This window comes from Coxiella endosymbiont of Amblyomma sculptum, assembly GCF_009883795.1.
GTDB lineage: Bacteria > Pseudomonadota > Gammaproteobacteria > Coxiellales > Coxiellaceae > Coxiella.
Window position 1 is genome coordinate 61,966 of sequence record NZ_CP033868.1, and the last position, 12,156, is coordinate 74,121.

A 12,156-nucleotide genomic window follows, 5' to 3' on the forward strand; every position below is an offset into this window, starting at 1 on the left:
TCTCTGCGTATCGAATATTTGGAACAGTAATGTTTGTCTTCAAAATAGCGATTGTATCACGAGCGCTATCTCCACTAGGAAGTATGATAAAATCCGGAGTGTAGAGGAGAGGATAACATAGATTGAGAATTTATTTGGTAGGTGGAGCTATCCGAGACGAATTGTTGGGAATTCCAATACAAGAGAGAGATTGGGTTGTAGTAGGTTCAACACCCGAGGAAATGATCGCTCGAGGTTTTAAACCGGTCGGAAAAGAATTTCCAGTATTTTTGCATCCTCAAACCTATGAAGAATATGCGCTTGCTCGTACAGAATATAAAACCACTAAGGGATATAGAGGTTTCAGATTCCATACGGATCCTAATGTGACTCTTGAAGAAGATCTAAAACGTCGTGATCTCACAATCAACGCTATGGCTAAAACATCGGAAGGAAAAATTATTGATCCTTATGGTGGGCAAAAAGATATAAAGAACAAGATTCTGCGTCATGTATCTCCCGCTTTTCGGGAAGATCCTGTACGGATTCTTCGTTTGGCTCGTTTATCGGCCAAATTTCCTGAATTTTCTATTCATCCTAAGACATTGGATTTAATGAAAGACATAACACATTCGGGAGAAGTACATACATTGGTTTCTGAGCGCGTTTGGCAAGAACTGGTTTGTGCGCTTTCTAGTAAATCTCCGGTTCGATTCTTTACAGTATTACAAAATTGTGGTGCTTTATCTGTCTTATTTGGTGCTTTACATCTTAACAGTAAAGGTATGAATGCTCTGTCTCAAATCGTAAGCAGAACTTCATCTCCTATTATTCGATTTTCTGTTTTATTAAGCAATTTGCCGTCCGAAGTTATTCAACAAATGACTCTAAAATACCGAATTCCAAATGAATATTTTCGTCTATCGAATATGATTATACAGTTCCAAGGTCTGTATGAGAGAATTGATCAAATGAATGCAAAAGAATTGTTAAATTTTATTCTTAAAACCGACGCATTAAGGAGAAAAAAACGTTTCGAACAATTTCTTCTCGCTTGTGCATCACTTTGTCCGGCATCAGAAAGGAACAGCGATAGAATCAGAAAAGCGATTGCGATCGTTAAATCAATCGATACTGGATTGCTACAAAAACAACGTCTTAGAGGAAAGAACTTCGCAAAATCTCTTGAAGAATTGCGATTAAGAGCCATCTGTACAGCTTTTAACTCTTCTGTCCTGTGGGGAAATTCTTAATGTACTTTAATTTATCTTTAGCGAAAGTCGAGCTGTTTGATTTCTTCTCGTAAATCCAAGTAGAGTAGAACTATAATTACGAGTTAGAGCAATCGCTTTGAAAAATTCGCCCATTTCGCTGGGAAAGACCAGCTTCTTAAGCTGTTGTGTATTCTGATACCGTTCCATCGAGTTTTCTGAAGAAATAAACGAAACAATATTACAATTTAGTAAAAAATCTGCTTGATGAACAAACCCCGCTACTGTCAACTGATTACAAGCCGCTATTTCTGCAACAGCTGTAAAGTCAACATGAGCTGTGATGTCCTGAATTCCGGGCAAAATTAGTGGATTAAAATGACTGTAGTGTTGATAATGGCAGGTAACAGTACCCTGACTGCGATTAGGGTGATAGTATTCATGTTGTGGAAACCCATAGTCAATTAGCAAAATTATCCCCTTTTTAAGAACATTTGCCAAAGAGATAATCCACGACTCTAACAGTAGATTGACTTCTGATTCGTAATCATTGGGAAAATTGATTTCTAAGTGTTCAATTTGTTGAATTAAGTTTGAAGACGATGGATCGTCTATTTTCCACGATAGTATTTTTTCTTCGAAATCTATACAATCTACGTACATTTCTTTGACGGAATTATTTTGGATCTTAAATTTGTGAACCGGTAGGGAATCTATTACCTCGTTTCCAACGATAATACCTATAAAATCCGTAGGCAGTTTATTTACCCATACAATACAACTAAACAATTCTGGAATTTCTTCCCGAAAGCGTTTTCTTTGGAACTTCCTAAGATTTTCGCTAATTTCTAAAATAAAATAACGGATAGGCGGACACTGGCTAGACTGAAGTTCTTTTAATATGTGTATTGCCATTATTCCGCTGCCTGCGCCGAGTTCGAGTATATCGCCTCCCTTTAAATTCCGTAGCACTTGATGACATTGACGTGCCAAGCATCGCGAAAAAATAGAAGATATTTCAGGAGCTGTAACAAAATCACCGTTTTTCCCAAACTTTTGTGTATTGGCACTATAATACCCAAGATTGCGTGAATAAAGAGCCAACCGCATATAATGAGCAAAAGTAAGCGGCCCTTGTCGAATGATTTTTTTGATGATCTTTGACTTCAAACGGTCGCTTCGAAATTGAGCGAAAGGACTCGGTACTGGAAGATTCTTGATTAACACACAGGCATTCTAGAAATAAATTTCTAAGATGTCAAAAGACAAAAAAATCTATAGGAAAATTGTTATGAATTGAAGATAAGAATAGAATTCAGTATAGGTTAGTTTGACAGAAGTGTTGAAACTGTTAATATGAATTCGGTTTTTCTTGGGGTGTCGCCAAGCGGTAAGGCACTGGGTTTTGATCCCAGCATTCCCAGGTTCGAATCCTGGCACCCCAGCCTAAAAAAATTTTTAGCAAGGAAATCGGTTTTATGTCGAATCTTGAAGACATTCGTATTTTCCATGGTAGTGCTAACCCTGTGCTCGCTGCTGATGTAGCGAGAAAATTGAATGCAGTTCTTGGTAGTGCGTTGGTTACTCGTTTTAGTGATGGAGAAATTCGAATTGAAATTCAGGAAAATGTTCGAGGCAGAGATATCTATCTCATTCATTCGACTGGATATCCAGTAAATGAAAACGTTATGGAATTAATTTTAATGGGGGATGCCTTTCGCCGAGCGTCTGCAGCGAGCATCAATGCGGTTGTACCTTATTTCGGTTATGCACGGCAAGATCGTAGGATTTGTTCTTCTCGAGTACCTATAAGTGCAAAAGTACTTGCTGATATGATGAAGAATGTAGGATTTTCTCGATTAATTACCGTTGATCTTCACGCAGATCAAATTCAAGGTTTTTTTTATATGCCAGTAGACAATATCCATGCGAGTACTGCTGCATTGGAGAAATATCACTTACTCGAGAAATTAAAAAACCCTATGATTGTTTCTCCTGATGTTAGCGGTGTGGTCCGCGCTCGTGCTATTGCTAAGAGACTGAATGATTCGGATCTGGCCATTATCGATAAACGCCGTCCTGGACCTAACCAAGCCGAGATTATGAATATTATTGGCAATATAGAGGGACGACATTGTCTTATTGTAGACGATATTGTAGATACAGCCGGAACTCTATACCACGCAGCTCACGCTTTAAAAGAAAAAGGTTCTGCAACTGTCTCTGCTTATTGTACTCATCCTGTTTTATCAGGTAACGCTGTAGAAAGAATTATGGAATCGGAAATTGATGAACTCATCGTTACCGATACTATTCCTTTACAAAAAAAAGCTGCAGTTTGTACCAAGATCAAACAAATTTTTCTCGGTCATCTTATCGCTGAGACTATTTCTCGTATCAATCAAAAAGAATCGGTTAGTTCGATGTTTTTAGAATGACTGTCATCTTTAATTTCTCACTGTGTAATAGATTTTATAGGCGATTTGAAAAATAAAAGAAGAACACATTCAGAAATCAAATATAAGAACGAATTTTAACAACAAGTTATTGTTCTTTTTTACATTTTTACAGTTGGAAGATTCGTTTACGAAGGGAGTTTCTTTTTAAATCTAACCGCAGTACAATCTTTGTAATTCTCGGAAATGAGGAAGGTAGCGAATGACTGCTGGAGATTTTGAATTTGAAGCGGAATTGCGTAAAGAAATTGGAACAAAATCTGCACGACGTATACGAAGATTGTGCAATAAGGTTTTGGGGACTGTATATGGAGCGGGAAAAGTTCCTCAATCCGTTTCTTTGCTACAAAAAGATGTGTTGAAAGCTTTTGCAAGCGAATCTGTTTTTTCTTCTGTTCTGGTACTTAAAATTAATGGTAAGAAACAGAGGGTTATCCTGAAAGATCTCCAACGTCATCATACAAAACCTAAAATTCTTCATATTGATTTCCAGCGCATCAGAGCATCTGAAAAAATAGTTGTTCGTGTTCCCTTACATATCATCGGTAAAGAGAAATGTATTGGAGTGAGAGCTGGAGGCATTGTTTCCTATTTTCACACCGATGTGGAAATCCGATGCTTTCCTGCTGATCTGCCGGCGTACGTTGGAATGGATATTTCTCAACTAAATCTCGATAAATCGCTTCATTTTTCAGATCTTGAACTCCCTTTTGGGGTTGAATTGGCAACTACTGTTAAAGGCGCAAAGGATTGGCCTGTTGTAGGTGTTCATCTACCAAGAGTAAGTAAAGACGATATTGCAGCTGAAATACATGAAAACAGTGATCTGTCTGATAAATCGGAAATAGCAAGTTCCAGCAGCAGCAAAGAATTAAAGTAAATTTAGGATAAGAAAAAATAATGAAGCAATCGATTAAACTCATTGTTGGTTTGGGAAATCCGGGTAATGAGTATTCTGGAACTCGACATAATGTTGGTATTTGGTTCATTGAAATTCTAGCCGATCGAGAAAGACGATTGTTGCACAAAAAAGATAAACTGTATGGACTTATTGGTAAATGGAATCACTGTTGGCTATTTAAACCTTCTGTGTATATGAACCAAAGTGGATTAGCAGTGGCTGCGGTAGTCCAGTTTTACAAATTGAATCCGCAAAAGATCTTGATAACACATGACGAATTAGATCTCACAGTTGGAGATATTCGTCTAAAAAAAAACGGAGGACATGGAGGACATAATGGATTGCGTAGTATTACGCAGTATTTAGGAACTTCCGATTTCTACCGATTGCGAGTTGGTATTGGTCGTCCAGAACATAGAGAACAAATTACTTCTTATGTATTGGGTCTTCCTTCAAAGAAGGATCGGAAGGCTATTTTTATGGCTCTCGAAAAAGGCTTAGATGTTATTGAGAAATTATTAATCGGTAAGTTTCAAAAAATGAGACTTGTATAGTCCCCTAATAACATTATTTATCGCAATTTCTAAGGTTTGTGAAAAAATGGGATTCAGGTGTGGTATTGTTGGACTACCCAATGTTGGAAAATCGACATTGTTTAATGCATTAACTAATGCAAATGTCCCAGTTTCCAGTTACCCTTTTTGTACCATTAGCCCTAATGAAGGGGCTACTGCGGTACCTGATATTCGTCTTGAAAAAGTTTCTAAAATTGTAAATTCAAGACGAACAATTCCCACTACTGTCAATTTTATTGACATCGCTGGACTTGTTTCTGGTGCTTCTAAAGGAGAGGGATTGGGAAACCGGTTTCTTGATAATATTCGAACAACTCAAGCTATTGTACATGTTGTTCGATGTTTTAAAGATGAAAATATTGTACATATTTCGAAAATTGCTAGACCTATTGCAGACATTGAAACAGTAAATGTAGAATTGGCGTTGGCAGATATGCAGATGATTGATAGAATTTTAGCTGGGTCGGGTAAGTGCACAAAACGTGGAGTCAAAAGAGTCCAAAACACTCAAATTTTATTTGAAAAATTTAAAAATTGGCTGGATGAAGGAAAGCAACTACGAAAGTTGAAATTGACAGAAGAAGAGCAAGTACTATCACGATCCTACCAGTTTTTAACTGCAAAACCTATGTTGTATATCGCTAATGTGTCTAAGGAGGGCTTTGAAAATAATCCACTTTTAGATCAAATTCTTAAATATGCTGAAAAAGAAAATACAAAAGTAATTCCTATTTGTGCTGCTTCTGAGGTAAGAAACGAAAGGATAACATTTCCAAAGAAGTTCCCTTTTGAAAAAGACAGATTGAATTATATTATTCGAGAAAGTTATGCACTGTTGGGTTTAATTACCTTTTTTACCATAGGGGTTAAAGAAACTCACGCATGGACTTGTTCGTACAATTGCACAGCATCTCAAGCCGCTGGTATAGTACACTCCGATTTTAAGAAGCGTTTTATTCGTGCTGAGGTTGTTAGTTATGATAACTTTATTGAGTGTAGTAGCACGAAGAATGTTAAAGAAACGGGCAAGTATCGCCTTGAAGGAAAAAACTACATCGTACAAGACGGCGATATAATACACTTTCGAATAGCCCGTTAAGGATAGAAATACTCAGAAAAAAATTCTTCTAATGATATTTTACGTGTAATAATAAGGATAATTAAGGAGCTAGAGAGGGATAGTGTTTCCGAATTTTATTCGGCTATGTAGCTCAGTTGGTTAGAGCACAGCACTCATAACGCTGATGTCGGTGGTTCGAATCCACCCATAGCCATAGTCAGAGATACCAGATACAAATAGCAAATCAAAGCAATGAAGAAGTGAAGCAATGAAATAAAAAGTGTACGTTCTCTAAAAGCGCAGAACGATTTTATTCAAATTGTATCTATTCGTCGACATTCATCCGAGACTCCTTTCTCTCATTTTTGGGTCCCTAATTTTTTGGGCACAGACCTCTTAGAAAAATAATCTGTACAAGAAGGATCTTGCGATTTTAACAAGATATGTTGTACCATAGCATACGAGGTATTCTTATGCAAAACACTGTTGATTCGAAATGGTTGCTGGTAGACGCAACAGGTAGAACACTCGGAAGATTAGCAAGCTGGATTGCTGTTCGCTTATTAGGAAAGAATAAGCCGAAGTACGTTCCGAACGCCAACATTGGAGATTTTGTTATTGTTGTTAACGTAGATAGGATTTATGTTTCCGGTGGGAAATTAGAAAAAAAACAGTATCACCGTCATTCCGGATATCCTGGAGGAATAAAAACTTTGAATCTCTTTCACATGCAGAAAACACATCCAGAACGTGTTCTGGAACTGGCCGTTAAAGGAATGTTACCTAAAGGCCCCTTAGGGCGTAGTGTGTATAATAAGTTGAAGATTTATGTTGGACCGTTTCATCCTCATCAAGCGCAGCGTCCAATTTTGGTTGGTTCCGTGAGTTGAGAAATTCCGAGCGATGAAGAATGCTCTATTTTGGGTTATATGGAACAAATAAAAGAAATGGAAGTTTTGAGTACAGGCCGTCGTAAGACGGCTTCCGCGCGTGTCTTTTTAAGACGCGGTCGTGGAGAAGTAGTAATCAACGGAAAAAAGCTGAATGATTATTTCAGTCGTAACAATTCTCGAATGATAGTTTGTCAGCCATTAGTAAGTCTCAACGCTCGGTTTCAGTTTGACATTCGAGCTACTGTTAAAGGAGGGGGAAACAGTGGTCAAGCAGGTGCGATTCGTCTTGGAATTACTCGGGCTTTAATAGAGTACGAAAAAGAAACAGGAGAAGATAGATTGTGGCGCAATACGTTGCGAAGAGATGGCCTTGTCACCAGAGACCCTCGTATGGTCGAACGTAAGAAAGTGGGTCGCCATAAAGCACGGAAAAGCGCTCAATATTCCAAACGATAAAGTAGCGTTCATTTTGAACTTCGGCAAGAAATAAAATGATAGTACTAAAGCGTTCCATAATGACGCTCTATTCGGGCCCTTCGGATATTTATAGTCATCAAGTACGGATTGTGCTAGCGGAGAAGGGTGTTAGTGTTAACATCGTTGATGTTGATATGAATTATCCCGACAAAGATTTTCTAGAAATCAATCCTTATGGAACTTTGCCGACTCTTGTGGATCGAGAATTAGTCTTGTTCAATTCGCATATTATTATGGAGTATTTGGATGAGCGTTTCCCGCACCCTCCTCTGTTGCCTGTTTATCCTGTATCTCGAGCCGAATGTCGTCTATTAATGTATCGAATCGAAAGAGATTTATATTCGAAGTTGCAGTTTGTTGAAGAAAATTCTTTTAAACGAATAACAACAACAGATAAAGGTGCAGCGCTTAAAAGTGCTCTGATATTGATGGAACCGATTTTTAAAGAAAAACCTTATTTTATGAATGATGAGTTCACACTAGTAGATTGTGTTTTATCGCCTTTGTTGTGGAGATTGCCGCATTTAGGTATTCTATTGCCTCATTCGGCAATAGGCATTGCTGACTACGAAAATCGATTGTTTAGTCGAGAATCTCTGAAGGCGAGTTTGAGCGAAATTGAACGTGAATATGGAGAATAATAAAGGATAAATCTTTCTATGAAAATTATTTCAGCCGTATTTATTTGCTTCGAGTAATCTATATATGGACTGTCGATAATTGTTTAATCCCCTTATGTTATAGCTTGATACTAGGACACCAATGTCTTTATCCCTCTTTCATCGGTAAATAGCAATTTATCCCCCTTGAAAAGGGATGTGGTATGGTATTTCAGCAGAATAAGAGGGGGTTACGAGACAGATAGATGGTAATAACGATGAAAAACCTATTTCCCTGAAGAAAAACAAGAAGAGTATTTATAAAAAAAGAAAACCAAATCTTAAGATTTCTTAAGATTGTTAAATAGTTTCGAATAGTTTTCCTAATATTCGAGGTATCCACCTTGTGAATTTTGATAGTATTGTGCGTCTTATTTCGGTTGTTATTTTGCCTTTATTGTTCGCCATTACTGTACACGAATTTGCTCACGGATGGGCGGCCAATAAATTTGGAGATAAAACTGCCTTGATGATGGGTCGGATTACACTGAATCCTATAAAACATATCGATCCTCTAGGCACTCTCGTCTTGCCAATTCTGATGTTAATTTTGAGTAAATTTACATTTACTTTCGGTTGGGCAAAGCCTGTTCCCGTCACTTGGCAGAATTTAAGAAGACCCCGCAGAGACATGGCTCTTGTAGCGCTTATGGGTTCTCTAGCCAATTTACTTATGGCATTGTTATGGGCGACTATTGCAAAATTGAGTGTCGTTTTGGGAAATGGAACGGAAAACGTTATTATAGGAGACATAACGATTTTCTTTTACAATGCAGGAACTTTTGGAATATTGATCAATATAGTGTGTATGATACTGAATTTAATTCCTATCCTTCCTCTAGACGGAGGTCGTATAGTTTCTGCTATTCTACCACCCAAAGCGGCTTGTAAATATTCAAAAATAGAGCCATATGGAATATGGATTCTATTGGGATTATCAGTATTTGGATTGCTCGGTCGAATTCTGTTGCCTCTTATTATTCATCTTTCCCAATTTATTCGTTCTTTTTTTGGAATATAATTTTTGTTAATGAAAAAGGTGATTTTGAGAGGATTATTTGGCATTTTTGGAAGATGCTGTGAAACAACAGAATCTGAGGATGTTTCTTCTAATGAAATTTTAGGTTTAAATTTTTTCATAAAATGACAAAATCTTGTTTTCTTCTATAGGACATTGGTTTCTTATCTTAATAAGATTAATAATAAGACGACAATAGGAATTGGAAGGATTTTTTTCTTAAGTACTTACAGAAAATTTCTTTAATTTTGATTAATGTCCAGAAAGCGTTTTAATAATGGTGCGTTGTGTCTGGTTGTTTGTATATTGTTTCTACTCCAATTGGTAATCGAGGTGATATTACTCTGAGGGCAATTGAGGTATTGCAATCTGTTGATTTAATTGCAGCGGAAAGTCCAAGATATAGCAAAGGTTTGTTACAGTACTATGGAATAAAGACTAGTGTGTTGTCTTTAAATACACATAATGAATCTACCCTTTCTACTTTACTGTGTAAAAAATTACAACGTGGGCTTAGTATTGCCATTATTTCTGATGCGGGAACTCCACTAATTAGTGATCCAGGCTATCGATTAGTCGTTGCAGCGCAAAAAGTAAACATTAGAATTGTATCCATTCCGGGAGCTTGCGCAGGAATTTCCGCTCTAGTATCTTCGGGTTTGTCTACTGACCGTTTTGTTTTTGAAGGATTTCTTTCCGCAAAAGACGGATTACGGAGAAAAAAACTAGAAGCATTAAAAATGGAATCGCGTACCCTCATTTTTTACGAGTCTGTGTATCGTATTAAAAATTTGATTAACCTATTAAGCGAAATTTTTGGTTCGGAACGTATAGCTACGGTTGCTCGAGAATTAACAAAAAAGTTTGAAACCATCTATACAAATTCTCTACTAGAATTAAAAAAATGGATAAGTGTAAATTTAATTCAAAAGAAGGGTGAATTTGTAGTTCTCGTTGAAGGATATTTTGAGAATACAAAGAAAACAAAAAAGAAGGAGCAATATCATCTATTAAGTGTACTACTTAGTGAATTGTCACTCACGCAAGCAGTGTCTTTAGCTGTAAGAATAAGCGGAATTTCACGAAAAAAACTCTATTCGCTAGCACTTGCTATCCAGAAAAATTCTTATCCGTTGTAGTAGTTTTTTCGTAATGCCGTCGTATCGAAAACACTACGCATTATAAATCGACGATAATTTTTCCTTTCTGAAATTTTTCAAGTTCTGTAATTTTGATCTGTTTTCCCGTCTTGGGTAATATTTCTTGATCTAGTAAGACACTATTTCCCAGTAGTGTCAAACGATTATTTGTAATCCAAGAAAGAACTTGAGGATATGCGATGTGTTCAAGAAAATGCACTCGTGTACATAAACTTTCCGGAGTATCGGAAGACAAAACAAAGAGTTTGGCTTGGCAAATAATGGGACCACCGTCTGTAAATTCTGTTACATAGTGAATACTAACACCGTGTTCTTGATTGCTTGTTGACAATACACGAGAATGCGTATTAAGTCCTGGATATTGAGGAAGGAGGGACGGATGGACATTGAGTATCCGTCCTGCGTAACGGCGTACAAAATTACCGCTCAATTTCCTTATAAAACCGGCTAGAAGAATTAATTTAGGACAATATTTATCAATAGTTTTTTGGAGAGTCCATTCAAAACTACTGCGATCAGAAAACTCATTGTGAGGAAGAATTTCAGTTGGGATACGATGTTTCTGGGCCCGTTCTAGTCCATAAGCATCTTTTCGATTGCTGATAACTGCACGTATTTCTACTGCTAAACCATGATGCTGTATTGCGTTAATGATGGCTTGTAGATTACTGCCATTCCCTGAAATGAGAACAACAATAGGTAATTTGATTTTCACCAATACATCAAAACCTTAGGGTGCTTATGAGAAAAAAGTTGAATTTCACCAATAATCCAAGCTTTTTCGCCAAGATTCAAAAGAGCATCCAGAATTTTATTTGTGTCTTTTTTTGCAACACAAAGAACCATGCCTACTCCTACATTAAAAGTATGCAACATATCTTGTGTCTTTACTTTACCTTCTTTTTGTAACCACTGAAAAATTACTGGCCACTCCCAACTACGAGTATTGATAGTAGCTCGCATAGATGGAGGTAATACACGAGAGATATTATCTATCAATCCTCCACCCGTAATATGAGCTATAGCGTGGAGACTACAATGGTGGTGTAGAACAAGATGTTTGACGGTCTGAGCATAAATTCGAGTAGGTGTCAGCAGTACTTCTCCAAGAGAAGTATCTTCAAAAGAGTCGGTAAGTTGCGCTTTAGCGCGATCAAGAATTTTATAAATCAGCGAATAACCATTAGAATGCGGACCGGATGCTGCTAAAGCGATTAAGATATCGCCTAGACATACTTTATTGCTACTTACAATCTTCTCTTTTTCAATAATACCTACACAAAATCCTGCGAGTTCGTAATCAGAAGTCTTATAGAATCCTGGCATTTCTGCTGTTTCGCCACCGACCAAAGCTATCCTTGCTGTTTCACAGCCTTTTCCGATTCCCATGAGAACTTGTCGAGCTTGATCAATATTTAGGGATCCTGTGGCATAGTAGTCTAAAAAAAATAAAGGTTCTGCTCCACTAGTAATGATATCGTTTACGCACATAGCAACCAAGTCAATCCCGATTGTATTGTGTCGGTTAAGAGCAGTAGCCAGTTTTAATTTAGTTCCCACTCCGTCCGTTCCTGAAACTAAAATAGGGTGAGTATAACCACTCGGTAACTCGAACAATCCATTAAATCCCCCGATGCTGTTCAAAACCTCTGGACGATGGGTACGTTTGGCAACAGACTTAATTGAGTTTATGAACAGATTAGCTTTTTCGATGTCTACACCGGCAGTGCGATAAGATAAATATTTTTTAGATTCTGATCCCGACAT

13 protein-coding genes and 2 tRNA genes are annotated in these 12,156 nt (G+C 37.3%); 12 read left to right on the plus strand and 3 right to left on the minus strand.

Translation table 11 applies throughout. The features are described 5' to 3' along the window. Positions 1–122 precede the first annotated feature (122 nt). Positions 123–1,232 carry a tRNA nucleotidyltransferase/poly(A) polymerase-related protein gene (locus tag EGQ50_RS02940; protein ID WP_159747563.1) on the plus strand — a complete coding sequence of 370 codons (1,110 nt, stop codon included), beginning with the start codon at positions 123–125 and terminating at the stop codon, positions 1,230–1,232. A 6-nt stretch (positions 1,233–1,238) separates the two neighbouring features. On the opposite strand, the gene EGQ50_RS00270 is transcribed toward EGQ50_RS02940, so the two are convergent. Beyond that, positions 1,239–2,417, minus strand: coding sequence for a class I SAM-dependent methyltransferase (locus EGQ50_RS00270; RefSeq protein WP_159747565.1), 1,179 nt, complete (start codon positions 2,415–2,417; stop codon positions 1,239–1,241). A 146-nt stretch (positions 2,418–2,563) separates the two neighbouring features. Here EGQ50_RS00270 and EGQ50_RS00275 point away from each other — a divergent pair. The 11 genes from EGQ50_RS00275 (at position 2,564) to rsmI (ending at position 10,368) form a co-directional block, all read left to right on the plus strand. Continuing rightward, positions 2,564–2,635 (plus strand) — tRNA-Gln (locus EGQ50_RS00275). A 33-nt stretch (positions 2,636–2,668) separates the two neighbouring features. Next, positions 2,669–3,628: a ribose-phosphate pyrophosphokinase gene (locus EGQ50_RS00280; protein ID WP_159747567.1), complete on the plus strand. Its 960-nt coding sequence runs from the start codon at positions 2,669–2,671 to the stop codon at positions 3,626–3,628. Between the two features lie 220 nt (positions 3,629–3,848). Further along, positions 3,849–4,526 carry a 50S ribosomal protein L25/general stress protein Ctc gene (locus tag EGQ50_RS00285; protein ID WP_159747569.1) on the plus strand — a complete coding sequence of 226 codons (678 nt, stop codon included), beginning with the start codon at positions 3,849–3,851 and terminating at the stop codon, positions 4,524–4,526. Positions 4,527–4,546: 20 nt separating this feature from the next. Then, positions 4,547–5,101: an aminoacyl-tRNA hydrolase gene (gene pth / locus EGQ50_RS00290; RefSeq protein ID WP_159747571.1), complete on the plus strand. Its 555-nt coding sequence runs from the start codon at positions 4,547–4,549 to the stop codon at positions 5,099–5,101. Between the two features lie 46 nt (positions 5,102–5,147). Next, complete coding sequence (ychF, locus tag EGQ50_RS00295) at positions 5,148–6,221, plus strand: redox-regulated ATPase YchF (RefSeq protein WP_159747573.1); 1,074 nt, start codon at positions 5,148–5,150, stop codon at positions 6,219–6,221. Positions 6,222–6,322: 101 nt separating this feature from the next. Continuing rightward, positions 6,323–6,396 (plus strand) — tRNA-Met (locus tag EGQ50_RS00300). Positions 6,397–6,625: 229 nt separating this feature from the next. Beyond that, positions 6,626–7,072 (plus strand): 50S ribosomal protein L13, encoded by a 447-nt coding sequence (gene rplM / locus EGQ50_RS00305; protein WP_439952611.1) that lies wholly within the window; start codon positions 6,626–6,628, stop codon positions 7,070–7,072. 39 nt (positions 7,073–7,111) lie between these two features. Beyond that, positions 7,112–7,531, plus strand: a complete 420-nt coding sequence (gene rpsI / locus EGQ50_RS00310; protein ID WP_159747575.1) for a 30S ribosomal protein S9 — start codon at positions 7,112–7,114, stop codon at positions 7,529–7,531. Between the two features lie 35 nt (positions 7,532–7,566). Next, positions 7,567–8,193, plus strand: coding sequence for a glutathione S-transferase N-terminal domain-containing protein (locus EGQ50_RS00315; protein ID WP_159747577.1), 627 nt, complete (start codon positions 7,567–7,569; stop codon positions 8,191–8,193). A gap of 364 nt (positions 8,194–8,557) precedes the next feature. Next, entirely contained in the window at positions 8,558–9,232 is a 675-nt protein-coding gene (locus EGQ50_RS00320; RefSeq protein ID WP_159747579.1) for a site-2 protease family protein, read from the plus strand. 284 nt (positions 9,233–9,516) lie between these two features. After that, entirely contained in the window at positions 9,517–10,368 is an 852-nt protein-coding gene (gene rsmI, locus EGQ50_RS00325; RefSeq protein WP_159747581.1) for a 16S rRNA (cytidine(1402)-2'-O)-methyltransferase, read from the plus strand. A 40-nt stretch (positions 10,369–10,408) separates the two neighbouring features. Here rsmI and purN read toward each other — a convergent pair whose 3' ends face one another. Further along, positions 10,409–11,104 (minus strand): phosphoribosylglycinamide formyltransferase, encoded by a 696-nt coding sequence (gene purN, locus EGQ50_RS00330; RefSeq protein WP_246168963.1) that lies wholly within the window; start codon positions 11,102–11,104, stop codon positions 10,409–10,411. Next, complete coding sequence (gene purM / locus EGQ50_RS00335) at positions 11,101–12,156, minus strand: phosphoribosylformylglycinamidine cyclo-ligase (protein WP_159747585.1); 1,056 nt, start codon at positions 12,154–12,156, stop codon at positions 11,101–11,103. Before purM ends, purN begins: the two co-directional genes overlap by 4 nt.